This is a genomic window from Streptomyces sp. NPDC093260 (genome assembly GCF_040683715.1).
GTDB classification, from domain to species: Bacteria; Actinomycetota; Actinomycetes; order Streptomycetales; family Streptomycetaceae; genus Streptomyces; species Streptomyces sennicomposti.
Genome location: NZ_JBFBEK010000024.1, coordinates 35,992 through 60,252, shown reverse-complemented (window position 1 = coordinate 60,252; position 24,261 = coordinate 35,992). Strand labels below are relative to the sequence as shown.

Below are 24,261 nucleotides of genomic sequence, written 5' to 3'. Positions count from 1 at the left end.
GATGACGTACGGTTCGCGGAGACCGCGGCCGTCGACGGCAGGGAAAGGCAGGACGAGCATGACGCACAAGGCGCTGATCGTGGGGATGGGCGGCCGGGAGCCGCAGGTGGACGAGCAGGCGTTCGTGGCGCCGGGGGCCACGGTGATCGGCGAGGTGACGCTTGGCCCGGGCGCCAGTGTCTGGTACGGCGCGGTGGTGCGCGGTGACGTCGAGCGGATCTCCGTCGGCGCGGACAGCAACGTCCAGGACAACTGCACGCTGCACGCCGACCCCGGATTCCCGGTGAGTGTGGGCGAGCGGGTCTCCATCGGGCACAACGCGGTGGTGCACGGCGCCACGGTCGAGGACGACTGCCTGATCGGGATGGGCGCGACGGTGCTGAACGGCGCGGTGATCGGCGCGGGGTCGCTGGTGGCCGCGCAGGCCCTGGTGCCGCAGGGGATGCGGGTGCCGCCGGGCTCGCTGGTGGCCGGGGTGCCGGCGAAGGTCCGGCGGGAGCTGACGGAGGAGGAGCGTCAGGGGGTCACGCTCAACGGCACGATGTACGCGGAGTTGGCGACGGTGCACCGCGAGGTGCACGAGAAGTAGGGACCGGCGGAGACCGGGGCGCCGCAGTGTCCCGGACGGGGGATCCGTAGGAGGCCGGGGAGCCGCTGGGGGGGCCGGGCCCCTGTTCCGTGCGCCGGGAACGATGGTCCCGGACCCGCCGGACAGGCCCCGGGCCCTCGGTCACTCGCCCGCGGGCACCGGCTCCGGTTCCTCGGTGTCCTGGTGGGCGGGCCGCGCCTTCTTCGCCTTGCGCTTGATCACCAGCATCGAGACGAGGCCGATCAGCACGGCCGCGACCAGGCCGAGGTAGGAGAACTTCTTCAGCCAGGACTCGGCGACGACGCCGACGTAGTAGATGACGGCCGTGGTGCCGCCCGCCCAGCAGATGCCGCCGAGGACGTTGGCGGTCAGGAACTTCCAGTACGGCATGTGCAGCACGCCCGCGAGCGGCCCCGCGAAGATGCGCAGCAGGGCGACGAAGCGGCCGAAGAACACCGCCCACATGCCCCATTTCTCGAAGGACCGTTCGGCGGTGGCGACATGGCCCTCGCTGAAGTGCCTCGGGAACTTCTTCCCGAGCCAGGCGAGCAGTGGTCTGCCGCCCTTGCGTCCGATGGCGTAGCCGATCGAGTCGCCGACCACCGCGCCGACGACGGCGCAGGCGCCGAGGACGACGGGGTTGATCTCCGAGTTCTGGGAGGACATCAGCGCGGCGGAGACCAGGATGATCTCGCCGGGCAGCGGGATGCCCAGGCTCTCCAGACCGATGACCAGGGCCACCACGCCGTAGACGGCGGCCGCGGGTACCGTGTCGAGCCACTCCTGGACGTGCACGCCGGTCCTCCCCGTTTCGCGTCCGTGCGTTGCCGGGCGCGGACGCGCCCTCCCGGGAAGCCTACCCGCTCCGGTCCGCCGGTCCGCCGGCCGCCGAAACGGCCTCCCGCGGCCCCTCGCCCACCCTCCGGAGCCTCACCGCCGGACCGTGGGCCGGGCCGGACCGGCCGCACCGACCGGTGTGACGGAGGGGGACGTCGACGGGGCGGCCGGCGGCGCGGACCGGGCCGGGGAGGAGGGGGTTCCCGCCCGGTCCGGGCCGACGGCGCCGCCACCGGGCATGCTCCAGGCCGCGCGGGAGACGGGCACGGACCGGTCCTCCGCGCAGCCTCCGCCGCCCGGGACACCGGCGATCAGGACCAGGGACGCCAGCCCCGCGCCCACCACGACGGCCGTCCGGTGCCTGCGCCACTGCTCAGCGGCTCCCTGCCCTTCGTCACCCTGGTCACGGACCTCCTGCCCATCGGCCCCCGGTCCACCGGCTCCCTGTGCACCGGACTCGACGCCTCCGTCGCGCCCAGCGTCCCCGGTGGCACCGCCCAGGGCGTTGCGCGCCGTGCGGGAGTCCAGATACCGGCGCGCGCCCCAGCCGAGGACGGCTTCGGCGAGCAGGACGTCGAGACCGTCCTCGATGTGGCCGATCTGTTCCGCCGCGTACGCGCAGTGGCGGCACTCCCGCAGATGCCGACGCGCACCGGTCGGCGGCGTTCCGGTCCCGGGCCCGGAGACATCGGGGAGGAGGGGGCCGAGGACACGGCAGCGGGCGGTCGGCGCGAGTTCCCGGTGGGCGCGCACGCAGCCCGCCCGGAATTGCTCGCGAGCGTGTTCGCGCAGGCCCGCCGCGGTTTCCGGAGTCAGGGCCAGCAGACCGGCCGGTACGGTTATGGGTTCCGCCTCGACCTCGGTGTGCCACAGCAGGCATTGGAGGGCATCGGGAAGATCACGGAACGCCCGCTCGGCCAGCCGCCGCTTTTCGGGTGTGAAGGAGCGCACGGCGCGCAGTCCGCGGCCGCCGGACGGCCTGCGCAGTTCCGGCAGTACGGCGCAGGCGGTCTCGTCGGCGGCCCATTGCCGTACGGTCTCCCGCGCGGCGACGAGGAGCCGCGGGCGCAGAGCGCGGCCGCCCGTACCAGCGGCCGGACGGCGCAGCACCCGGCGGAAGGCGGCCGTGGCCACCGCCGCGGCCGAGTCGCCCGGCGCGGCCAGGCAGACGACGGCGTAGTCGTAGGTGGCCCGCCAGTGCCGGGCGAGCAGCAGCGCGACGGCGTGGTGCCCGCCGTCGGGATCCCGCAGCCGGGCGATGAGCCGGTCGTCGGACTCGGCGGGCGGGCCGCCGGGCCGGGGTGGATACGAAGGGGGTGGGGGGTGAGGTGATCGCACAGGAGCATTTCCTTCCAGGCCGCAGGACGGCGCTCGGAATGCGTCCTCGGGAAAGCGGTGTCACGAGGAGCGCGCACCCGGCGGGGAAAGGGAGGCCGGCCGTCGCCTGCCCCGCGGGGTGGCTCACTTTCGCACACGTTACTCAGCGGAAACAAGGAGTTCGAAAAGCTCGTACGTCAATGCGGGGAATCGGTGCGGGAGTTACCGCGAGTATCCATATCCGGTTCCGGAGAGCCTCGTCACGCGGCGGCCAACTCGTGTGCGCGGAAGGGGGGTAGGCCGCACGGGAAGAGGTGCGCGCCGCACGGGATCCGCCGGTTTGCGGTGTCCCGGCCCAGGGAGTTCGTCGTGGCGGCGGACACCGCCGGACGCGGGCCGGAGCGGCGCGTCGCTTCCTGACACCGCCCTCCGGGCAGGCGCACCCCGGCGAACGACCGCCGGGGCCGACGCCCTGGAGGGCCGCCCCGGCTCAGTGGTCCACCGCTCTCAGCCGTTGGGGCGCAGGGTCCACACCACCGTCATCTCGCTGGTCACCGCGCCGTCGCCGCGCTGGATGCTCACGGTGACCGGGAACTCGGGGCGGCGGCCCTCGTCGAGTTCGGCGACGACCTCGGCGATGGGGCGGTCGAGGGTCGCGGTGGCCTTGACCGGGCCGAGGGCGACCTTCTTGAAGGCGATCCGGGCGTCCACCGGCAGCGGCACCGCCCTCGAGAGCTGGTCGCCGAAGGCGGCGAGGACGACCGCGCCGCTGGCCGACTCGCCGAGGGTGAACATCGCCCCGGCGTGCGGCCCGCCCACGTGGTTGCGGTACTCCTCCTGGTCCGGCAGGGACAGCACCGCTCTCTCCGGAGTGGTCTCCAGGTACTCCAGCTTCAGGGTGCGGACCATGGGCACCGTGGCGGCGAGCATCTCGCCGATCGACATCTGTTCTGCGCTCATGGCCAGATGTTACTCACGAGTAGATCGAGCTGGCCAGAGAGATCCCCCTGCCGGCGCCACCTTTCTGGTACGTCCCTGACAAGGACCGGTGACCGGATCGTGCCCCCGCGCCACTAGGGTTACTGCCCATGTGGCCAGGACAGCAGCCGCCCGGGGGCGAGCAGAACCCGCAGAACAACCCGTACCAGCAGCCGGGACACCAACAGCCGAATCCGTACCAGCAGCCGGGCTACCAGCAGCAGCCCGGCCCGTACGGCCAGCAGCCGCCCACGCCGCAGTGGGGCGCCCCGGCGCCCGTGGGCGCACCGCAGCCGCCGGCCGGCGGGGGCGGAGGCGGGGGCGGGAACCGGACGAAGCTCGTCGCGATCGTCGCCGCGGCGGCCGTGGTCGTGGCCGCGGGCGTGACCGGATTCCTGGTGCTCGGTGGCAAGAAGGACGACAAGGCCGACGACGGCAAGAACGACCCCGAGGTCAGCCAGTCCGCGTCGTCTTCGGCGTCGGCCTCCGGCAGCCCCGGCCCGGCCTCGTCCGCGTCCGAGGACAACCCGCGCGGCGCCGAGACCGAGAAGCCGACGATTCCCGGCTGGAAGGTGGTCGTCAACCCCAAGCACGGCACGGCGTTCGACGTACCGGCCGACTGGGAGGTGGCCTCCCCCGGCTGGTCCACGTTCTTCGAGGACAAGAAGACCGGCGACCCGTACATCGGCTTCTCCGCACCGGCCTACTTGCAGAAGAACTGGTGCACGTCGGACGACGACAAGGACGGCCGGGTGGACAGCACGTCGCTGGCGGCCACGGGCACCAAGGGCGAGAACGGCGGCAAGGACACCGCGAGCATCGCACGCGGGGACGCCGCCGCCTTCGCCTTCGGCGGCTACACCGACCAGACCGACGCGTCGAAGAAGTACCTGAAGGTCGGCAAGGCCCAGCCGTTCACCACCAAGTCCGGGGTACAGGGCAGCGTCGCGACCTCCTACACGACCGGTGTGCCGAAGAAGCACAAGTGCGACAGCGACGGCAAGGCGACCACCTTCGCCTTCAAGAACTCGAAGGGCGACTTCGTCTCCTGGACCCTCTTCGCGGCGAAGGGTGTCAAGAACGAGATCCCGGAGGCGACCGTCATGAAGATCCTCAGCACGGTCCGGGTGCACGGCGACCCGACCGGCTGACGGTACCGGGCCGAGGCCGGCGGCGGGGCGGGCGGGCGGGATCAGCCGATTCCGAACGTTCCGCCCGGCGGCTCCGGTGACGGCACCGCCTCCGCGTCCCGTACCGGGGCGGCGGTCGCGGTGAACTCCCGTAGCGCGGCACCGTGTTCGACGCGGGCGGGGAAGGCGTCGGCGGCGGTGAGCCGGGCCAGCGCGGCCGTGTCGACGGGACGGTGCGCTGCGATCAGCACCGCGTTGCCGAACCGGCGCCCGCGCAGCACGCCCGGCTCCGCGATCAGCGCCAGCTCGCCGAAGGCCTCGGCGAACGTGGCGAGTTGGGAGCGCAGGAAGGCGAAGGGCGCGGCGTCGGCGAGGTTGGCGAGGTAGACGCCGTCCGGGCGCAGCACGCGCTCCGCCGCGCGGGCGTAGGCCAGTGTGGTCAGATGGGCCGGGATGCGGGAGCCGCCGAACACGTCGGCGATCAGCACGTCCGCCGAGTCGGCCGGGGCCGCCTCCAGCCAGGCGCGGGCGTCGGCGGTGTGCAGCGCGATGTCCGGGCCGTCCGGCAGCGGAAGGTGTTCCACGACCAGACCGAGCAGGCCCCGGTCGGCCTCGACGACGTCCTGGTGCGAGCCGGGGCGGGTCGCGGCGACGTACCGGGGCAGCGTGAGCGCGCCGCCGCCCAGGTGCAGCACGTCCAGCGGGCGGCCCGGGTCGGCGAGCGTGTCCAGGACGTGCCCGAGCCGGCGTGCGTACTCGAACTCCAGGTGGGTGGGCGCGTCCAGGTCGACGTAGGACTGGGGCGCTCCGTCCACGGTGAGCAGCCAGGCCCGGTCGCGGTCGACGTCGGGCATCAGCTTGGCCGTCCCGTGATCGACGGCGCGGGTCACGGGTATCGGCTCGGAGTCGGTCACCCCTCCATTGTGCCGGTCCCGCCACGGGAGCCGTCGCGCCGGTCCGGCTCCGACAACCGTGGGTTCGGCCCGCCTCCGGGGGCCGTCGTGCCGGTACGGGCCGGGGACCGTCGCGGCCGGTCCGGTTCCCGGCCGAGCGGGCGCGCACCCGCTCGTCACAGCCCCGGGCGGGCGGACGGGGGCCGCGTCGTTCCGCGGTCCCCGTCGCCCACAGCGCCGCCTGCCGCCCCGTCGGCACCCCGGCCCTTCCTGGCGGCACACCCCTGCCGCCCCGGCGGCGCCCCTCACTCCACCGTCGTCACCGTCCCCGCGCCCACGGTCCGGCCGCCCTCGCGGACGGCGAAGCCGAGGCCCGGCTCCAGGGGCACCTCGCGGCCGAGTTCCACCGTCATGGTGACGGTGTCCCCGGGCCGGGCGACGGCCCTCCCGCCGTGGTCGACGTCGCCGACCACGTCGGCGGTGCGGATGTAGAACTGCGGCCGGTACCCGGTCGCCACCGGCGTCGTACGGCCGCCCTCGCGCGCCGACAGCACGTACACCCGGGCGGTGAAGCGCCGCCGGGGCGTCACGCTGCCGGGCGCCGCGACCACGTGACCGCGGCGGACCGCGTCGCGCGGGACGCCGCGCAGCAGCAGCGCCACGTTGTCCCCGGCCTGGGCCTGCTCCATGGGCTTGCCGAAGGTCTCCAGGCCCGTGACGACGGTCTCCACCCCGGCGCCGAGCACCTCGACCCGGTCGCCGGCGCGCACGGTCCCGCGCTCGACGGCGCCGGTGACGACGGTGCCGCGGCCGGTGATGGTGAGGACGTTCTCCACCGGGAGCAGGAACGGCGCGTCCAGGTACCGCTCGGGCAGGGGCACGTACGTGTCCACCGCGTCGAGCAGCGCCTCGATCGACGCCGTCCACCGCGGGTCGCCCGCCAGCGCCTTCAGCCCGGAGACCCGGACGACCGGCACCGCGTCGCCGGCGTACCCCTGCCGGCTGAGCAGGTCGCGGACCTCCAGCTCGACGAGGTCGGTCAGCTCCTCGTCGCCCGCGTCGGCCTTGTTGAGGGCGACCACGACGTGGTCGACGCCCACCTGCCGGGCGAGCAGCACGTGTTCGGCGGTCTGCGGCATGATCCCGTCGAGCGCGGAGACCACGAGGATCGCCCCGTCGAGCTGCGCGGCCCCGGTGACCATGTTCTTCACGTAGTCGGCGTGACCGGGCATGTCCACGTGGGCGTAGTGCCGGGTGTCGGTCTCGTACTCGACGTGCGCGATGTCGATGGTGATGCCGCGCGCGGCCTCTTCCGGGGCGCGGTCGATGCGGTCGAACGGCACGAACGTGCCGGTGCCGCGCTCGGCGAGGACCTTGGTGATGGCGGCGGTCAGGGTGGTCTTGCCATGGTCGACATGGCCCATCGTGCCGATGTTCAGATGTGGTTTGGTGCGGACGTACGCCGTCTTGGGCATGGCTGTACCTCGAAGCGTCGAAGGTGGTGCGAGGACCCCGAGGGACGGCCGACCCTCCCCCTGCGGGGTCCGCCGGACGATCCGGGGAGGGTCAGCTTCGGGCGCCGTCGGCTGCGGCCGGGAAGACGAGGACGGCAGCCTTCGGAGCACCCGCTGCCGCGGATGCTGCGAGGACGAAGGCGTGCCGGAACATGGGCCGATCATCGCCGACCGCGTGCCGCGCGTCGAACGGTTTTCGGCGGGCGGCACCTGACGTGTCACCAGAAACGACGGCCTTTCCTGTGACAGTGCTGAGACGAACCGTACGGCGATCACACGTATCCGTCGGTTAGTGTCACAAGATGCTCGATGCCACCACCCGCTCTGGGGGCACCGCCACGGCCTCTCCCCGGGCCGCCGCCACGGAGCCCGGCGCCACCGTCCCCACGGCCGCCGTCCCCATTCCGCTCACCCCGTCCGGCCCCTCCGGTCCCGTCGCGTTCGCCGGGGCCACGGGCCTGGCCGCCCGTTGCGCGAGAGTCCTGCTCTCCCCCTGGTCGCGGCTGTCCCTCCTGCTCGTCCTGCTCGCCGCGGCCGGCACGTCCGTGCTGCTGTTCCAGCCGCAGCGGCTGCTCACGCACGGCTGGCCGCCCCAACTCGGCGGCGCCGCCGCGGTGATGGCCTTCGCCGTGGCCTACGGCGTGGGCACGGTGGCGTTCCTGCCGCGACCGCTGCTCAACCTCGCCGCGGGCGCGCTGTTCGGCTCGCAGTTCGGACTGGCCGCCGCGCTGGCCGGTACGGTGCTGGGCGCGGGCGTGGCCTTCGGCCTGGGCCGGGTGCTGGGCCAGGACGCGCTGCGTCCGCTGCTGCGCGGCCGGCTGCTGAAGGCGGCGGACGGGCAGCTCAGCCGGCACGGCTTCCGGTCGATGCTCGCGGCCCGGCTGTTCCCGGGCGTGCCGTTCTGGGCGGCGAACTACTGCGCCGCCGTCTCCCGCATGGGCTGGCCGGCGTTCCTGCTGGCGACGGCGCTCGGCTCGGTGCCGAACACCGCCGCCTACGTCGTCGCCGGAGCCCGCGCCGCCGCGCCGACCTCGCCGGTGTTCCTGATCGCGATGGCCTGCATCGCCGTGCCGGCGGTGGCGGGCGCGACGGTGGCCTGGCGCAAACGCCACCACCTGCGCGCCCGTTGAGAACGGCGCGGGGCGATGCTTTTCGCCACGTGATCGCGTGCGGATCCGGACACGGCCGGTCCCCGGCTCTCCCCGCCCGCGCACCGTCGCGCACCGCTTTGCCTCCGGTCCGGCGGCTCACGGCGTTCGAGATCTCGTCATCGGCGCTGGTCACGGCCGACGGCCGGGTAGCCACGGGGCCGGCGCCGCGGTCCGCGACCCGCCCGCACGCGGGTCGGCCACCGCGCCACTCGGCCGCCGGACCGGCAGCCGCGGCGGCCGGACCCGGTCGCACGGGTGACCGAGTCCATGCGGTCTGCGTAGCCGTCCGGTAGCGCAGCGTCAGGGCTTGCCCCTAGGCTGTGGCCATGTCCCCCGATTCCATGGCCCTTGGTTCCGTGCGGTCTGCCGCCGAACTGAACGAGCAGATCCGCGCGCTCTGGCTGCGCTCGGGCGGGTCCCTGACGGCCCAGGAGCGCGAGGAGTACGAGTCGCTGGTGGTCAAGTGGGCCGCCGCCATCCGCAGCGGGGTGATCGAGGCGGCGTGAGGGCCGACGCCCCCGCGCCGGCCACCCACCACCGGACGTCCAGCGCGTCGGCCCCCGTCCACCACCGCACCGCCGGCCCCCGGGCGTCCGAAGGCGCCCCGTATCAGCGTCCGCCGGACACCCGCAGTACCGCGCCCGAGGCGTAGGAGGCGTCCGGGGACATCAGCCAGGCCACGGCCGCGGCGATCTCCTCGGCGCGGCCGGGGCGGCGCAGCGGGATCGTCCCGGCGGCGCGCCGGGCGCGCTCCGGATCGCCCATCTCCTCGTGCATCTCGGTGTCGATCATGCCGGGCGCGACCGCGTTGACACGGATGCCGTCGGGCCCGAGTTCCTTGGCGAGCCCCAGGGTCAGGGTGTCGACGGCCGCCTTCGTCGCCGCGTAGTGGACGAAGTCGCCGGGGCTGCCGAGGGTGGCGGCCGCGGACGAGATGTTCACGATGACGCCGCTGCCCCGGGGCACCATGAGCTGCGCGGCGCGGCGCGCGCACAGCAGCGTGCCGAGCAGGTTGACCTCGACGACCCGGCGCAGATCGGCGGTGTCCGTGTCGGTGAGGCGGCCCAGCGGTCCGGTGACGCCTGCGTTGTTCACAAGGCCCGTCACCGGTCCCAGGCGTTCCTCGGCGGTGGCGAAGAGCCGTTCGACGTCGGCCTCCGCCGAGGTGTCCATCCGGACGGCGACACCGCGCGCCCCGGCCTCCAGCACCTCGTCGGCGACGGCCTCGGCGGCCCGGGTGTCGTTGACGTATCCGATCACGATGTCGTGCCCGTCGGCCGCCAGCCGCCGGCAGATCGCGGCGCCGATGCCCCGGCCGCCGCCGGTGACGACGGTGACAAGACGTTTCATGCGGACCTCCGCTGCACTCTCGGCGCCACCCGTCCGCAGCGCCGGGCGAGACCCCCGCTGTGATCAGCCTAGGCCCGCAGGTGCGCGAGCACCTCGTCGGCGACGGGGTGGGGGCGCTCCTTCGGCAGCAGGGCGGCGGCCCGTTCCAGCTCACCCGTTCGGACCAGCGCGTGGATCTCGGTAGCGAGCGGGGTCACGTCCTCGATGACGGTGATCCACTCGTCCGCGTACCGGGCCGCGGCCGGGCCGGCGAGGCCGAGCCGGCGCGGCCGAGCCGGAGGGAGCGGTACGGCAGCGGGTTGTGGTGCGGGTCCCGCTCAGGGTCCCACTGCACCCGCGCGGGGGCCTCCCGCAACCGCCGCCGCCAGGACGCCCGGTCCCCGTGCAGGGCCGGCACATGGTGGGACAGGCAGGCGTTGCGGAGCGCCCGTTCGAACCCGTCCCGGCGGATCTCGACGGCGAGCACCGTCTCCTGCCCCTCCTTGGCTCCAGCCGCAGCGGTACATCATCCACAGGAGCGACGGCTTGATCCGTGTCAAGCCGCGCCGACAAACCTCACCGAGCCGCGAGCAGCCGACCGTTCACGCAGCGGAAAGAGCCCTCCGACCGTTATTCGAAGAGGTGGCGTCCCGCTTCGTCCTCTCGCCGCCCGCGAGACGCGGATGCCGGCAGGTTGCACAGCATGTTGCCGGAGGGTTCCCACGACTTGATGCGCAGGCCGGCTCCTCAGGCTCCGGTGGCACCGACGAGGGTGTCGTCCGGCCTGCGTGTCCACAAGGAGAGGTCGCTGCTCGTCGCCACGGCGATGGTCTGTCCGGAGGGCGAGAAGCCCGCTGTCCGGAATGTGGAGTAGTCCGAGTGGAAGATGTGCCACCACTGCTCTGCGTGCGGACCGGCGTGGGGGAGCCCGCCGTCGCGGGACAGCAGGACGCGCTCGTTCGGCCAGGCCGGGGTGACGACCTCCAGGATCCAGCCGTCCCCGGTGGTGGTGTGCAGCCCGCCACCGAAGAGCCCCGCGATGGGCACACGGCTCCCGGCAATCAGCCCCAGCCCCGGGCAGGACAGATCGGCGACCGCGTCGGGGGTGCTGCCCTCGGGGTCGGGATCGCGATCCCGGGCGATCCTGTCCCCGGTGACGGCGTCGAAGAGACCGTGGCCGGCCGAGGAGACGACCATCACCAGATCATGGCCGCTGTCGGGATGCGTCGCGAAGCCGATCCCGAGCAGACCGCCGACGGCAACGCCGTATGTGTGCTCGAAGACGGGCCGCCAGGGTTCAGGAGCGGGCACCACGGGGGCCGCGAGAAGCCGGTTCCGCATGGCTCGCTGGTACGCCGAGAGCTCGGCCTCCGGCTGCTCGGCCGGCTCCGCCTTCTTCGTCCACTTCATCACGGATCCATGATCCATGCTTCGGCGAGCTCACCGGACGGAGCTGATGCGGCCCAGCGCTCAGGCACCTGCTCCCGCGGTCCGTGGACGCGGCTTGATGATCCCGTCAAGCCGTATTGACAGTCCTTTTTACGGCCGAGCACCGGGCGGGGTCGAGGTCGTGAAGGACGGTCAGTTGGGCATTGCGGGCCGCTACGGCCCTGGAGGCCATGTCATGTGTCCGGTGTGTCCGGTCCGAACGCTGTCATGCGGAAGCCACCACCTCGCCGGCCATGACCTGGGGAGGGTGGGGAAGCAGCGACGCAAGGTTGTCCCGCACGAAGTCCGCAGCCCTCGCGATGCATTCGTCGGTACCGGCCTGGTCCTGGAAGACGCTGGTCGAGACCATCACTCCGTCCCCGGTATCGATCCAGTAGTAGGCCACGAAGCCGCGGACCTGGCGCATGAGCGGCACAAACCCCTCATTCACGAGACGTGCGGCCTCGGCCGAATCGGTCACCCCTTCGTACCGTCGGACTGCTGCGTACATCACCGAGCTCCTCACGGGGTTCTGGGTCCGTCCTCTGCTGAGACGTCGTACCCCCTGGGACAGCTGCCTGGCTCACAAGGCGTCCGGCGATCACCTGAAGGGCCGCCTTGAGCGATCCGGACGGCGGCCGTCGGCCCAGCCACACGGCCCTGCGTACGTCTGCCACGAGAAGGCGTCGACGTGGAGCGGAGCGCCGGAGCAGGTGGCTGCCCGCAGCACGGAAGAGGCTGTGAACGCGGCCTGGTGACCCCCGTCATCCGGTCGCGCTTCCAGTCGGCCGGGAAGCGGCCGGTGCGGGCGGCCGGTGCGGGCGGCGGGTCCGCCGATCCGCGGGTGGGAGGCCTGCTAGACGGTGACCGTGGTGTCGGTGTGGCGGGCGCGGATGCGGAACCGGGGCTCTGCTTCGGCGTGGTGATCGTTCACCCGCCCACGCTCGTTCCCGGCGCCCGTCCGGCGCCACCGAATGTCCACGTCGCCCGCTGGGCGCGCACACTGGAGCCGTCCGCGGGGTAGGCCGGGTCGAGCACGGGTAGGAGGGCGCGCATATGGACATCTATGGCCGCTGGCTCGTCTCTCCGTGGCGCCGCTCGGTGCTCGCCGTTCTCGCGGGGGCGCTGCCCGTGTTCGCGTTTCCCGCGCCGTCGCTGTGGTGGTTCGCGTACGTCGCCCTGGTGCCGTGGCTCCTGCTCGTCCGTACGGCCCCGACCGGGCGGCGGGCCGCGTACGACGGCTGGTGCGGCGGGCTCGGCTTCATGCTGGCCGTGCACCACTGGCTGCTGCCGAGCCTGCACGTGTTCACCGTGGTGCTCGCGGCGCTGCTCGGCGCGCTGTGGGCGCCGTGGGGCCGGCTGGTGCGGCGGTTCCTCGGCGGGAGGCCCTCGGCGGGGCGCGCGGCCGCCGCGCTCCTCGTGCTGCCGTCGGGCTGGCTGGCCGTCGAGCTGGTCCGGTCCTGGCAGGGGCTGGGCGGTCCCTGGGGGATGCTCGGCGCCACCCAGTGGCAGGTGGCGCCGGCGCTGCGGCTGGCGTCGGTGGGCGGAGTGTGGCTGCTGAGCCTGCTGCTGGTGGCGGTGAACGTCGCCGTCGCCCTGCTCGCCGCCGTGCGGGCGGCGCGGCTGCCCGCCGTGGCCGGACTGCTCGCCACGGCGGCGGCGACCTCGGCGGTCTGGGGGTGGGCGCCGCGCCCGGACGTGGACGGCCGGATCCGGATAGCCGTCGTCCAGCCGGGGATCGTCGACGGAGCCGACAGCGGGCAGCGGCGGTTCGGCCTGGAGGAGCGGCTGACCCGGGCCCTGGCCGGACAGCGGGTGGATCTCGTCGTCTGGGGCGAGAGCAGCGTCGGCTTCGACCTGGCCGACCATCCGGACATCGCGGCGCGGACGGCGGCCCTGTCCCGCACGGTCGGCGCCGATGTGCTGGTCAACGTGGACGCCCGGCGCTCGGACCGGCCCGGCATCTACAAGAGTTCCGTGCTGGTCGGCCCGTCCGGTCCGACCGGCGCCCGCTACGACAAGATGCGGCTCGTCCCGTTCGGCGAGTACGTCCCGGCCCGTTCCCTGCTCGGCTGGGCGACCTCCGTCGGCAAGGCCGCCGGCGAGGACCGGATGCGGGGCACCGCGCAGACGGTGATGGACGCCGGCCACGGTCTGCGCGTCGGCCCGCTGATCTGCTTCGAGTCGGCGTTCCCGGACATGAGCCGGCATCTGGCGGCGGACGGCGCGGACGTGCTCCTCGCGCAGTCCTCCACCTCGACCTTCCAGCACAGCTGGGCCCCCGAGCAGCACGCATCGCTCGCCGCGCTGCGCGCCGCCGAGACCGGCCGCCCCATGGTGCACGCCACCCTGACCGGGGTGTCCGCCGTCTACGGCCCGGACGGGCGGCGCGTGGGCCCCTGGCTCGGCACGGACGCGAGCACCGCCCGGGTGTACGACATGCCGACCGCGCACGGGGTCACCCCCTACGTCCGCTTCGGCGACTGGCCGGTGCACGCGGCCCTGCTGGTGCTGGCCGCGGTGTGCGTGACGGAGGGCGTACGGGTGTTCAGGCCGCGCCGGAACGCTCCAGCACCGTCCGCACCACCCGCTCGCACAGTTCGTGAGTCTCCAGCGCGTCCCGGGCGCTGAGCACCTTCCCGGTGCGCACGGCGTCCAGGAAGGACAGCACGGCCTGCTCGATGCCGCGCTGCCGGGCGACCGGCACCCAGTCCCCGCGCCGCCGCACGGTCGGCTGCCCCTTGTGGTCTATGGTCTCGGCGAGGTTGACGACCTGGCGCTTGGTGTCCTGCCCGGAGACCTCGAGGATCTCCTCGGTGGAGCCGCTGAGCCGGTTCATCACGCCGAGCGCGGTGAACCCGTCCCCGCCGAGCTGGAGCACGACGTGGTGCAGCAGCCCGTCGCGCAGCCGGCCGCGCACGGTGACGTCGTCGACGGGGCCGGGGGCCAGGAACCGCAGGGTGTCCACGACGTGGATGAAGTCGTCGAGGATCATCTGCCGGGGTTCCTCGGGCAGTCCGACGCGGTTCTTCTGCATGAGGATCAGCTCGCGCGGGTGCTCGGCGCACTGCGCGTAGCCGGGCGCGTGGCGCCGGTTGAAGCCGACGGCGAGGGAGACGCCCCGCTCCTCCGCGAGCGCCACCAGACGCGCGGAGTCGGCGAGTTCGTAGGCGAGCGGCTTGTCGACATAGGTCGGCACGCCCGCCTTGAGGAGCCGGGTGACGATCTCGGGGTGGACGGCGGTGGGCGCGTGCACGAAGGCGGCGTCGAGGCCGGCGCCGAGCAGGGAGTCCAGGTCCGCGTGGCGCTGCGCGGCGGGCAGGTGGAGACTGTCGGCGACCCGGTGCAGCGTGGCGGGCGTGCGGGTCTGCGCGTGCAGTTCCACCTCGGGCCGCGTGCCGAGGACCGGCAGGTAGGCCTTCTGCGCGATGTCGCCGAGTCCGATGCAGCCGACCTTCACGTGCTCTCCCTCACCACTTGCGTCACCTGTCCGTGTCCGTCCGCACGGCAGCATACGGCGGCTGCGGGGGCCGCCCGTCGGCGATGCCGTCGAAGCCGCGCAGCAGCCAGGGCCGCGCCCGGGAGGCCGTGGCGATCAGGGTGTCCCGCGGGGCGAGCCCGGCGGGAAGCGGTGTCTCCTGCGTGGCGCGCCTTCCCCGCCGAGGTCCCGGAACCGGACGAGGTGCGCGCCGGTCCGCGGGAACTGCAGGCGGGGATGCCCGGCGGGCAAAAGGTGTGGTGTGACGGGCGCGGTCAGGAAATGATCGGGGCATGACGACCGAGCGCAGTGAGCCCGCCCAGAACGCCGACGAACGCACCATGCTGGAAGGCTGGCTGGACTACCACCGGCAGACCCTTGCCTGGAAGTGCGAGGGCCTGACCGACGAGCAGTTGCGCACGGCTCCGCTCCCGCCGTCCGAGCTGTCCCTGCTGGGGCTGGTGCGGCACATGGCGGAGGTGGAGCGGGGCTGGTTCCGCGAGGTGCTGACGGGCGAGGACGCGGAGCCCCTCTACTTCAGCGACGAGGACCCCGACGGCGAGTTCCACCTCACCGAGGCCGACACGTGGGCCGACGCCCACGCCGTCTGGCAGGCCGAGATCGAGACCGCCCGCCGCAACGCCGCCGGCTTCGGCCTGGACGACCTGTCCAAGGGCCGGGGCAGGAGCACCGGCGAGCCGTTCAACCTGCGCTGGATCTACACCCACATGATCGAGGAGTACGCCCGCCACAACGGCCACGCGGACCTCCTGCGCGAGCGGATCGACGGGGCGACGGGCGACTGAGGCACCCGGACCGGCGTACGGATCCCGGGCCCCGGTGGAGGCCGCCGGGACCGGCGGTGCTATGAGGTGTACGGCGTCACCTCGGCGCCGTCGCACGCACTCGGTACGGTGCGGGAGGTCACCCGTGCGGGGCATCATCCGCCCGTCGGGCGCCCACGGGCGGCGCGGACCCAGCAGAGTGGCGCGGGTGCATCGAACGACCACCGCAACGCTTCTGGTGACCGTGGCGGTCTCGGCCCTCACCGGCTGCGTCACGGTCCAGCGATCCCCCGCCACCGGCACCGCCGGGGCCCCCGCCGGGCGTCCGGCCCCGCATCCGGGGGGCGGCACCGGGCGAGGAGCCGTACAGGCTCCCGCCCGTGAGGCCCTGGGACGCGTCGGACCGTCCCCCACGCGGTCCCCGGCCCGGTCCTCGGCCCCGGCGGATTCGTCCGCGCAGTCGCGCCGGACCCCGCCACCGTCCTCCCCGAGCCACCATCTGCGCCTGGAGGTGCCCCGGTACGAGCACAAGCCGTACGTGCCGAGCGCGCCGCGCGCCGAGATCCCCGACATCGGCCACGCGGTGCCGGGAAACGCCGGCGTCTGCGACCTCGGCAGGGAGTACGGCCACTGGTCGGCGGACAGCCCCCAGTCGAGGATCTGCGGCCAGGCCTACCGCTGACCGCCGGGGAGCGGGAAGCACGGCGGGGCCACCGGGGACGCTGATCCGGCCGGCATGACCGGCGGCGGCGCTAGTCCGGCCGGCGGGGCGGTCCCGGCTCGCCCGGGGCGCCGGGACCGGACTCCCCCAGCCGCAGCGCCAACCGGTGGATCGCCGCGCGCACGCCGTCGCCGTAGCTGTCTTCGGCCAGGGCGACGGCCGCGCCGCGGGCCTGGTGGAGGTGGGCGCGGGCGGCCTCCGAGCGGCCGAGCCGGGCGTAGTCGGCGGCCAGGTTCAGCTGGAGGGACGGGTAGAGGGCGCGGACCGCCGCCGCGGCCCCGGTCTCGGGACCGGTGGGCCCGTCGTCGGTCAGTTCCCGGGCGGCCGAGAGCGCCCGCAGGTCCCAGGCCAGTTCGTCCACGGGGTCGTCCTGGGTGTCGGCCATGTAGTGGGCCAGGGTGCAGCGCTGGAGCGGGTCGCCGTCCTCGCCGATCTCGTGCCACAGGTCGAGGAAGCGCGTCCGGGCCTCTTCCCGGTCTCCCGCGTGATGCAGCAGCACGCCCTGCCCGATCCGTGTCATCACGACGTCCGACGCCGTCCGTCCCTGCTGTTCGGCCACCGCGTCCTCCAGCCCTGTCCCCGACCCGTCCCCACCGACGCTAGAGCCTGGCCGCCAAATCCCGGCGCAGACGCGTACGAAGGCCACTCCGCCGCCCGCCCGACCGGGCCCGACGGGCCGATCCCGCCCCGCCCCCACGGCTGGGCCGCCACGTCCTCGCTCCGCCGAACCGGACCGACGGACCCCCGTCGACGCACCGCGAACCCCCGGCCACGGCGGACCTCAGCACCCAGGCCGCCGCAGGCCGACGCTCCCGGGCCACGGCGCGCCGGGCACGCCGTCCCCGGCGCCCCGGGGTGCACCGGCTCCGCGGTCCGAAGGACCTACGGCATCGGAGCCGCCGGGCGGTGCACCCCTGGTCGGCGGCCCCCGCACCGGGACCGGCCCCCACGACCGAACCGGCGCTGAGCCCCCGCGCACCGGACCGGACCGCTCCCCCGTCACGAACCGCCGGCCGGCCGGAGCGCGTCCCCTGGGCGAACCGCCGCTCAGACCGGGGCCCGCACCTCGACCGGACCGCGCCTTGCCCAGGGACCGGCTCCGCGCCCGGATCTCTCTCCTCCGGAGAGCGGACTCTGCCGCCCCGTGGCTCCGCCGCACACTCGGGCTCCCGCCGGAACCCGGGTTTCACTCACCGGAGGCCGGGCTCCCCGAAGGCGCCTCCCCCGGAGACGGCGCTCGGCCCCGGGCGGGATTCCGCCCCCTCCCCCCGAGGGTCACCCCCGCACCCGTGCCCCCGGCCCGGTTCGCCCCCCCGGGCCCCCAGCCCCACGGAGCGGTACCGCCTCAGCCCAGGTTCGGAATCCGCCAGTCGATCGGCTCGTGACCCTGGCGGGCCACCGCCTCGTTGATCTGCGTGAACGGGCGCGAGCCGAAGAACTTCTTCGCCGACAGCGGCGAGGGGTGCGCCCCCTTCACCACCACGTGCCGGCTCTCGTCGATCAGGGGAAGCTTCTTCTGCGCGTAGTTGCCCCACAGCACGAAGACCGCCGGGTCGGGCCGGCTCGCCACCGCGCGGATCACCGCGTCGGTGAACTTCTCCCAGCCCCGGCCCTTGTGGGAGTTGGCCTCACCGGCGCGGACGGTCAGTACCGCGTTCAGCAGCAGCACGCCCTGCTCGGCCCACGGCATGAGGTAGCCGTTGTCCGGGACGGGCGTGCCCAGTTCCTCGTGCATCTCCTTGTAGATGTTGCGCAGCGACGGCGGGATCCGCACCCCCGGCCGCACCGAGAAGCACAGTCCGTGCCCCTGGCCCTCCCCGTGGTACGGGTCCTGCCCGAGGACGAGCACCTTCACCTTGTCGTACGGCGTGGCGTCCAGCGCGGCGAAGACCTCCTCGCGCGGTGGGTACACCGGCCCCTTCGCCCGCTCCTCCTCGACGAACTCGGTCAGCTCCTTGAAGTAGGGCTGCTGCAGCTCGTCGCCCAGAACCCCGCGCCAGGACTCGGGCAGCATGGCGATGTCGGTCACGTCAACGTCCTCACGATGTGCGGTCACTTCCAGGTCACCGAACCTACAGGCGACCACTGACAACGCCATCGCGGCCCGGGAACTGCCCGCCTACCAGCTGGTCTTGCGGTACAGCTCCCACATGGTCATGATCGACGAGGGGTCCAGCGCCCGCTCGCCGCCGGAGATGTCCTCGCTGGCGGCCACGTACTGCCGGCCCTGCCACAGCGGCAGCAGCCGCGCGTCGTCCACCAGGATCTGCTGCGCCTGCTCGAACTCCTTCACCACGGCCGCCCGGTCGCTCTCGCGCCGCGACTCGGGCAGCAGCACCCTGGTGATCTCGGGCGCCGGATAGGGCGTGCCGAGCGCGTTCTGCCGGCCGACGAACGGGGCGATGAAGTTGTCCGGGTCGGGGAAGTCGGGGGACCAGCCGCGCCCGAACACCGGGTACTCGCCCTTCTGGTAGCCCACGACGTACGTCTTCCAGGGCCGGCTGCGCAGGGTGATCGTGAACAGGCCGGAGGCGTCGAGCTGCCGCTTGAGTTCCCCGAACTCCTTCGCGGTCTCGGAGCCGTAGCGGTCGGTGGTGTACCAGAGGGTGAGCGGCACCTTCTCCTTGATGCCCGCGGAGGCGAGGATCCGGCGGGCCTTGCCGACGCTGGGGTCGCCGAAGTCGTCGAAGAAGCCGGTGGTGTGGCCGGTCAGGCCCTTGGGGACCATGGAGTACAGCGGGTCGACGGTGTCCTTGTAGACCTTGTGCGCGATGGCCGCCCGGTCCACGATCTGGGCGACGGCCCTGCGCACGGCCGGTTTCGCGGCCCACGGGTCCTTGGGGTTGAACACCAGGTAGCTGATGTCGGCGCCGGAGCCCTCGACGAGCTGGAGGTTCTGGTCGCCGTTGCGCTGGAGCGTGACCACGTCGTCGGCGGCGAGGCCGCGGTAGGTCACGTCGATCCCGCCGTTGCGCAGCTCCTTGACCATCGTCGCCGAGTCCTGGAAGTAACGGATCGTGACAGCATCGTTTCTCCGCTGGGCGTACCCCGTGTAGTGGCTGTTCCTGACCAGCTCGGCCCGCTTGCCCTCCTCGTAGGACTTCAGGGCGTACGGGCCGGAGCCGAACACCTGGCCGTCCTTGCGCAGCGAGTGGGCGGAGTAGTCGTCGGGGTCGACGATCGACATCGCGGGAGCGGCGAGCACGAACGGGAAGGTGGCGTCCGGCTTGTTGAGCCGGAAGACGACGTCCCGGCCGTCCACCGCCTGCACCTGGTCCAGACTGCCGAGCAGCCCGGCCGGGCCGCCGGGCACGTTGATGTTCCTGACGCGGTCGATGGAGAACTTGACGGCCTGGGCGTCCAGCACGTCCCCGTCGGCGAACTTCATGCCCGCGCGCAGCCGGCAGCGGTAGACGCGGTTGCCGGTGTCGGTGAACCCGCAGCTCTCCGCGGCGTCGGGCTGGGGCGTCGTGGCGCCGTTCGGGTAGGCCAGCAGGGTCTGGTAGATGTTGCGGAACAGCTCCCAGGAGCCGTCCCAGGAAGCCGCCGGGTCCAGCGTGGTGGGGGCGCTGGTGGTGCCCACCACGATCGCCTTGCCGGTGTCCGGGCCGCCGTCGGAAAAGACGCCGCACCCGGCCACCAGGCTTATGGACGCGATCGCCGCCGCCGGTTGCAGGCATCGGTTCCGGTTGAACACGCGCACGCTCCTCGATCCGCCGTACCACAAGGGACGGCAGACCATACCGCGGGTCGTCGCCCGGTGAACCCGCTTGCGCACGGTCTTGATCAGCGTGTGACTGACTACGTTGTCAACCCCTCGTAGGACGGTCGGCGGCGGCCCGTACGACGACGCCGGGGCCGTTTCCGTCAAGGGCGGCGGGGAAATCCTCACCGAACGGAAACGGCCCCGGCGGCCGGTCGGCGCGCCTGTGTCACGACCCGTCAGCCGACACCGGCGTTGAGGAAGATGCCGCCGTCGACCACGAGCGTCTGACCGGTGATCCAGTCGGACTGCTCGGAGGTGAGGAAGGCCGCCGCGCCGCCGATGTCGGAGGGGACGCCGAGCCGGCCGAGCGGGTAGGACGCCGCCGCCTCCTCCTCGCGGCCCTCGTACAGCGCCTGCGCGAACTTGGTCTTCACCACGGCCGGGGCGATCGCGTTGACCCGCACCCGGGGCGCGAACTCGTGGGCGAGCTGCTGGGTGAGGTTGATCATCGCGGCCTTGCTGACGCCGTAGGCGCCGATGAACGGCGAGGGCGCGAGACCCGCGACCGAGGCGATGTTGACGATCGCCCCGCCGTTCTCCTTCTGCCAGGCGTGCCAGGTGCGCTGCGCGAAGCCGAGCGCGGAGATCACGTTGGTCTCGAAGACCTTGCGCGCGACGTTCAGGTCGAGGTCGGCGATCGGGCCGAACACCGGGTTGGTGCCCGCGTTGTTGACCAGGTGGTCGACGCGGCCGAACGCCTCCATGACGCGCTCGACGGCCTCGGCCTGGTGCGCCACGTCGTGCGCCTTGCCCGCGACGCCGATGACCCGGTCGGCGCCGAGCCTGTCGACGGCCTCCTTGAGGGCGTCCTCGTTGCGGCCGGTGATGCACACCCGGTCGCCGCGGGCGACCAGGGCCTCGGCGACGCCGTAGCCGATGCCGCGGCTGGCGCCGGTGACGAGGGCGACCTTGCCGGAGAGTTCCACGGAAGTCATGTGTCCGGTCCCTTAGTCGAGCGGCCCGCCGGCCACGTACAGCACCTGGCCGGAGACGAAGCCCGCCGCGTCGCCGGTGAAGAAGGCGATGGCGTTGGCGATGTCCTCGGGCTCGCCGACGCGCTGCACCGGGATCTGGGTGGCGGCGGCGGCCTTGAAGTCCTCGAAGCCCATGCCGACGCGGTCGGCGGTGGCCTTGGTCATCTCGGTGGCGATGAAGCCGGGGGCGACGGAGTTGGCGGTGATGCCGAACTTGCCGAGCTCCTTGGCGAGGGTCTTCGTGAAGCCCTGCAGACCGGCCTTGGCAGCGGAGTAGTTGACCTGGCCGCGGTTGCCGAGCGCCGAGGACGACGACAGGTTGACGATCCGGCCGAAGCCCGCGTCCACCATGTGCTTCTGGACGGCCTTGGTCATCAGGAACGAGCCGCGCAGGTGCACGTTCATGACGGTGTCCCAGTCGGAGACGCTCATCTTGAACAGCAGGTTGTCGCGGAGCACGCCCGCGTTGTTGACGAGGATGGTCGGCGCGCCCAGCTCCTCGACGATCCGCGCGACCGCGGCCTCCACCTGCGCCTCGTCGGACACGTCGGCGCCGACCGCGACGGCCCGGCCGCCGGCCGCGGTGATCTTCTCCACGGTGTCCTTGCAGGCGGCCTCGTCGAGGTCGATCACGGCGACGGCACGGCCCTCGGCGGCCAGTCGTACGGCGGTGGCGGCGCCGATGCCGCGCGCGGCACCGGTGACGACGGCTACCCGCTGGTCAGTGGTGGACATGTTCTGCTTCTCCTCGCCCTTGAGAGAACCCGGTCGCCCTGGAGAGAACCCGACCTGCGGTGAGCGACCGCTTAGTACCTTCGGTAGACGTGACGCTAGAAGCCTTGGCACCCGGTGTCAACGGGACACCGGGCGGGTGTGATCCATTACCTCACCAGGAGGTCCAGCAGGCGCTCCGTCTCGGCCACCGGATCGGCGGTGAGACCGGTGTGGACGGGGCCGGGCTGGACGATCGTGGAGCGGGGCGCGACCAGCCAGCGGAACCGCCGGCCGGCGTCGTCGCCCGCCGCCTGCCCGGCGGCCGGACCGCCGGCGCACACGCGCTCCACGGCGCCGAGCGCGGCGCGCACCCCGGCCACGTCCGCGGCCGGGTCGAGGGCGAGCAGCCGGGCCTCGTCCAGATGGGTGCGGGCGCCGACGTAGCCCCGGGCGCGGCAGTAGACGAGCACGCCGGCGTTGACGCACTCGCCGCGCTCGATGCGCGGCACGACCCGCAGCAGCGCGTACTCGAACACGTCGCGGTCGCCGCCCTGGCCCGCCCTGGTGATGTGCCGGCCGCCCGCCTGACGGCCGCCGAGGATGTGGTGGTCGCTCACTTCGCCCCCTGGAGGCCGTCGACGCGTTCGTGGATGACAAAGGCGCGGGCCAGCAGCGGCCGCGCGTAGGCCCGACGCAGGTCGTCGGGGGTGTCGAAGCCGGGCTCGCCGGCCAGCCAGACGTCCGGGATCTCGGCGGTCACCTCGGCGAGCAGGTCCTCGGTGACCAGGGGCGCCAGTTCGGCCGCCGCGGCCTCGACATCGGGCCGGAAGGCGGCGAGGGCGTGGTCGGAGGCGTCGTAGGGGCGGGCGGCGGAGGCCTCTGCGCCGGGCCAGTTGTGGTGCCAGATCATGGTCGCGCCGTGGTCGATGAGCCACAGCTCGCCGTGCCGGCGCAGCAGGTTGGGGTTGCGCCAGGACCGGTCCACGTTGTTGACCAGCGCGTCGAACCAGACGATCCGTCCGGCCTCGCGCGCGTCCACCGGGAAGGCGAGCGGGTCGAAGCCGAGCGCGCCGGAGAGGAAGTCCATGCCGAGGTTGGCGCCGCCGCTGGACCTCAGCAGCTCCTGCACCTGCTCCTCGGGTTCGCCGAGACCCAGCACCGGGTCCAGTGCGATCGTCACCAGCCGGGGCACCCTGAGTCCCAGCCGGCGGGCGAGTTCACCGCAGACCACCTCGGCGACGAGCGTCTTGCGGCCCTGTCCGGCGGCGGCGAACTTCAGGACGTACGTCCCGAAGTCGTCGGCCTCCACCAGCCCGGGCAGCGAACCGCCCTCACGCAGGGGCGTGATGAACCGCGTCGCGTTGACTTCCTTGAGCATCGCCCCAGGTTACTTGGGATCCTTCCCGCGACGACGCCGTCCGGACACCGGCCCCGCGGCGGGGGTGAACGCCGGGCGCCCCACGGCCGTACCCCTGTGCGGATCACGAGATCCGTCCGCGCAGTCCGCACGAAGGGAACGTCGGCATGACCAGCGAATCGCTTTTGCCCCAGGGGGCGCCCGCCCGCCGCACGGTCGTCGCGGCGGTGGGCGCGACCGGACTCGCCCTCGGGCTCGGCGCGTGCGGCTCGGACGAGCCGCCGTCCTCCGGCGCGGGCGCGGCGGACCACGGCGGCTCGGGCGGCGCCGCGGCCGGTTCCGGCGGCGTGCTCGCGCGGACCGCCGACATCCCCGAGGGCGGCGGCAAGGTGTTCGCCGCGCAGGGCGTGGTGGTGACCCAGCCGGCCAAGGGCCGGTTCGAGGCGTTCTCCTCGACCTGCACCCACCAGGGCTGCGCGGTGAACCGGGTGGCGGACGGCGTGATCAGCTGCCCCTGCCACCGCAGCGAGTTCTCGGCGGCGGACGGCAGCGTGAAGAAGGGACCCGCGACCCGGCCGCTGCCCGCCAAGAAGATCTCCGTCGCCGGGGACGAGATCAGGCTGGCCTGACGGCCGGTCCGGCCGCCGGGTGCGGTGCGCTGAAGGGTCGTTGCGCGCGCAGGCGGGGGGCCTCATCCTCGGAGGACGTCTCCCGCCGGGGACCCCCGGCCCGGCGCCTTCGCCGGGGACGAGGGAGACGAGAGGACAAGAGGGGGCCGTATGACCGTCGGGCAGCGCCGGGGCCGGAAGATCATGATGACGCCGGGCGAGCTGGACGAGTTCCTCGCCACCGAGCGCACCTGCCGGGTCGCGACCGTCTCGGCCGGCGGCGCACCGCACGTCAGCGCCCTGTGGTTCGTGTGGGACGGCGCCTCGCTGTGGCTGTACTCGGTGGTGCGCAGCAGGCGCTGGGCCGACCTGCGCCGCGATCCGCGGGTGGCGATCGTCGTCGACACGGGCGAGGAGTACGACCGCCTGCGCGGCGTGGAGCTGTCCGGTGCGGTGGAGTTCGTGGGCGAGGCGCCGCGCACCGGCCAGCTGCGCGCCGAACTCGACCTGCCCGAGACGCTGTTCGCCCGCAAGTACTTCGGCCTGGAGGAGATGCCGCACGACGGCCGGCACGCGTGGCTGCGGCTGACCCCGGAGAAGACCGTCTCCTGGGACTTCAGCAAACTGGGGTCTGTCTAGGGCGTGTTCCGACCGGGCCGGGCGGGCGGCGGCCAATCGGCGACCGTCCGCCG

25 protein-coding genes and 2 pseudogenes are annotated in these 24,261 nt (G+C 73.4%); 9 read left to right on the top strand and 18 right to left on the bottom strand.

The window, feature by feature from the left end; all coding sequences use genetic code 11:
* The first annotated feature begins 58 nt into the window (after positions 1-58).
* Positions 59-589: a gamma carbonic anhydrase family protein gene (locus tag AB0N63_RS26560; protein WP_365532340.1), complete on the top strand. Its 531-nt coding sequence runs from the start codon at positions 59-61 to the stop codon at positions 587-589.
* Positions 590-730: 141 nt separating this feature from the next.
* Here AB0N63_RS26560 and AB0N63_RS26555 read toward each other — a convergent pair whose 3' ends face one another.
* The 3 genes from AB0N63_RS26555 to AB0N63_RS26545 all read right to left on the bottom strand — a co-directional run bounded on the left by AB0N63_RS26555 (position 731) and on the right by AB0N63_RS26545 (position 3,688).
* Positions 731-1,384: a DedA family protein gene (locus AB0N63_RS26555; RefSeq protein ID WP_365532338.1), complete on the bottom strand. Its 654-nt coding sequence runs from the start codon at positions 1,382-1,384 to the stop codon at positions 731-733.
* A 135-nt stretch (positions 1,385-1,519) separates the two neighbouring features.
* Entirely contained in the window at positions 1,520-2,764 is a 1,245-nt protein-coding gene (locus AB0N63_RS26550) for a hydrolase (RefSeq protein ID WP_365532335.1), read from the bottom strand.
* 486 nt (positions 2,765-3,250) lie between these two features.
* Complete coding sequence (locus AB0N63_RS26545) at positions 3,251-3,688, bottom strand: DUF4442 domain-containing protein (RefSeq protein ID WP_009187459.1); 438 nt, start codon at positions 3,686-3,688, stop codon at positions 3,251-3,253.
* 143 nt (positions 3,689-3,831) lie between these two features.
* Between AB0N63_RS26545 and AB0N63_RS26540 the strand changes: the two genes are divergently transcribed.
* Positions 3,832-4,872: a hypothetical protein gene (locus AB0N63_RS26540; protein ID WP_365532334.1), complete on the top strand. Its 1,041-nt coding sequence runs from the start codon at positions 3,832-3,834 to the stop codon at positions 4,870-4,872.
* Between the two features lie 41 nt (positions 4,873-4,913).
* Here the strand turns inward: AB0N63_RS26540 and AB0N63_RS26535 are convergent, their stop codons facing one another.
* Both AB0N63_RS26535 and tuf read right to left on the bottom strand, forming a co-directional pair.
* Entirely contained in the window at positions 4,914-5,705 is a 792-nt protein-coding gene (locus AB0N63_RS26535; RefSeq protein WP_365532481.1) for a fused MFS/spermidine synthase, read from the bottom strand.
* A 344-nt stretch (positions 5,706-6,049) separates the two neighbouring features.
* Complete coding sequence (gene tuf / locus AB0N63_RS26530; protein ID WP_365532331.1) at positions 6,050-7,219, bottom strand: elongation factor Tu; 1,170 nt, start codon at positions 7,217-7,219, stop codon at positions 6,050-6,052.
* A gap of 341 nt (positions 7,220-7,560) precedes the next feature.
* Between tuf and AB0N63_RS26525 the strand changes: the two genes are divergently transcribed.
* Both AB0N63_RS26525 and AB0N63_RS26520 read left to right on the top strand, forming a co-directional pair.
* Positions 7,561-8,388 (top strand): VTT domain-containing protein, encoded by an 828-nt coding sequence (locus AB0N63_RS26525; protein WP_365532328.1) that lies wholly within the window; start codon positions 7,561-7,563, stop codon positions 8,386-8,388.
* Between the two features lie 347 nt (positions 8,389-8,735).
* Complete coding sequence (locus AB0N63_RS26520; RefSeq protein WP_365532325.1) at positions 8,736-8,915, top strand: hypothetical protein; 180 nt, start codon at positions 8,736-8,738, stop codon at positions 8,913-8,915.
* Positions 8,916-9,018: 103 nt separating this feature from the next.
* Here AB0N63_RS26520 and AB0N63_RS26515 read toward each other — a convergent pair whose 3' ends face one another.
* The 4 genes and pseudogenes from AB0N63_RS26515 to AB0N63_RS26500 all read right to left on the bottom strand — a co-directional run bounded on the left by AB0N63_RS26515 (position 9,019) and on the right by AB0N63_RS26500 (position 11,677).
* The gene (locus AB0N63_RS26515) at positions 9,019-9,759 is read right to left on the bottom strand and encodes a glucose 1-dehydrogenase (protein WP_365532322.1); all 741 of its coding nucleotides are present in this window, start codon (positions 9,757-9,759) and stop codon (positions 9,019-9,021) included.
* Positions 9,760-9,827: 68 nt separating this feature from the next.
* Positions 9,828-10,298: pseudogene (locus AB0N63_RS26510) on the bottom strand (DUF4291 family protein); the annotation flags it as partial.
* Between the two features lie 187 nt (positions 10,299-10,485).
* Positions 10,486-11,148 (bottom strand): hypothetical protein, encoded by a 663-nt coding sequence (locus AB0N63_RS26505; protein ID WP_365532319.1) that lies wholly within the window; start codon positions 11,146-11,148, stop codon positions 10,486-10,488.
* A 244-nt stretch (positions 11,149-11,392) separates the two neighbouring features.
* Positions 11,393-11,677: a hypothetical protein gene (locus tag AB0N63_RS26500; RefSeq protein WP_365532316.1), complete on the bottom strand. Its 285-nt coding sequence runs from the start codon at positions 11,675-11,677 to the stop codon at positions 11,393-11,395.
* Positions 11,678-12,222: 545 nt separating this feature from the next.
* Here AB0N63_RS26500 and lnt point away from each other — a divergent pair.
* A complete protein-coding gene (gene lnt / locus AB0N63_RS26495) occupies positions 12,223-13,797 on the top strand; it encodes an apolipoprotein N-acyltransferase (RefSeq protein ID WP_365532313.1) in 1,575 nt (524 codons plus the stop codon).
* Here lnt and AB0N63_RS26490 read toward each other — a convergent pair.
* Entirely contained in the window at positions 13,715-14,626 is a 912-nt protein-coding gene (locus AB0N63_RS26490) for a Gfo/Idh/MocA family oxidoreductase (protein ID WP_365532310.1), read from the bottom strand. The genes lnt and AB0N63_RS26490 overlap by 83 nt on opposite strands.
* A gap of 22 nt (positions 14,627-14,648) precedes the next feature.
* Positions 14,649-14,774 (bottom strand): annotated as a pseudogene (locus AB0N63_RS26485) (monooxygenase); the annotation flags it as partial.
* A 163-nt stretch (positions 14,775-14,937) separates the two neighbouring features.
* On the opposite strand from AB0N63_RS26485, the gene AB0N63_RS26480 reads away from it, so the two are divergent.
* Together AB0N63_RS26480 and AB0N63_RS26475 are read left to right on the top strand one after the other, a co-directional pair.
* Positions 14,938-15,450: a DinB family protein gene (locus AB0N63_RS26480; RefSeq protein WP_365532307.1), complete on the top strand. Its 513-nt coding sequence runs from the start codon at positions 14,938-14,940 to the stop codon at positions 15,448-15,450.
* Positions 15,451-15,940: 490 nt separating this feature from the next.
* Positions 15,941-16,111, top strand: coding sequence for a hypothetical protein (locus tag AB0N63_RS26475; RefSeq protein WP_365532304.1), 171 nt, complete (start codon positions 15,941-15,943; stop codon positions 16,109-16,111).
* Between the two features lie 70 nt (positions 16,112-16,181).
* Here the strand turns inward: AB0N63_RS26475 and AB0N63_RS26470 are convergent, their stop codons facing one another.
* The 7 genes from AB0N63_RS26470 to AB0N63_RS26440 form a co-directional block, all read right to left on the bottom strand.
* Positions 16,182-16,709, bottom strand: coding sequence for a hypothetical protein (locus AB0N63_RS26470; protein ID WP_365532301.1), 528 nt, complete (start codon positions 16,707-16,709; stop codon positions 16,182-16,184).
* A gap of 786 nt (positions 16,710-17,495) precedes the next feature.
* Positions 17,496-18,179 (bottom strand): uracil-DNA glycosylase, encoded by a 684-nt coding sequence (ung, locus tag AB0N63_RS26465; protein WP_019981443.1) that lies wholly within the window; start codon positions 18,177-18,179, stop codon positions 17,496-17,498.
* Positions 18,180-18,269: 90 nt separating this feature from the next.
* A complete protein-coding gene (locus AB0N63_RS26460) occupies positions 18,270-19,847 on the bottom strand; it encodes an ABC transporter substrate-binding protein (protein WP_365532298.1) in 1,578 nt (525 codons plus the stop codon).
* Between the two features lie 245 nt (positions 19,848-20,092).
* Positions 20,093-20,851, bottom strand: a complete 759-nt coding sequence (locus AB0N63_RS26455) for an SDR family oxidoreductase (protein WP_365532296.1) — start codon at positions 20,849-20,851, stop codon at positions 20,093-20,095.
* Between the two features lie 12 nt (positions 20,852-20,863).
* Entirely contained in the window at positions 20,864-21,625 is a 762-nt protein-coding gene (fabG, locus tag AB0N63_RS26450) for a 3-oxoacyl-ACP reductase FabG (RefSeq protein ID WP_019981440.1), read from the bottom strand.
* A gap of 146 nt (positions 21,626-21,771) precedes the next feature.
* Positions 21,772-22,221 carry a DUF3037 domain-containing protein gene (locus AB0N63_RS26445; RefSeq protein WP_365532293.1) on the bottom strand — a complete coding sequence of 150 codons (450 nt, stop codon included), beginning with the start codon at positions 22,219-22,221 and terminating at the stop codon, positions 21,772-21,774.
* A complete protein-coding gene (locus tag AB0N63_RS26440) occupies positions 22,218-22,982 on the bottom strand; it encodes a HipA family kinase (RefSeq protein WP_365532291.1) in 765 nt (254 codons plus the stop codon). The genes AB0N63_RS26445 and AB0N63_RS26440 overlap by 4 nt, the downstream gene beginning before the upstream one ends.
* Before the next feature lie 146 nt (positions 22,983-23,128).
* On the opposite strand from AB0N63_RS26440, the gene AB0N63_RS26435 reads away from it, so the two are divergent.
* Positions 23,129-23,590: a Rieske (2Fe-2S) protein gene (locus tag AB0N63_RS26435; protein ID WP_365532288.1), complete on the top strand. Its 462-nt coding sequence runs from the start codon at positions 23,129-23,131 to the stop codon at positions 23,588-23,590.
* A gap of 150 nt (positions 23,591-23,740) precedes the next feature.
* Complete coding sequence (locus tag AB0N63_RS26430) at positions 23,741-24,208, top strand: pyridoxamine 5'-phosphate oxidase family protein (RefSeq protein ID WP_365532285.1); 468 nt, start codon at positions 23,741-23,743, stop codon at positions 24,206-24,208.
* Positions 24,209-24,261 lie beyond the last annotated feature (53 nt).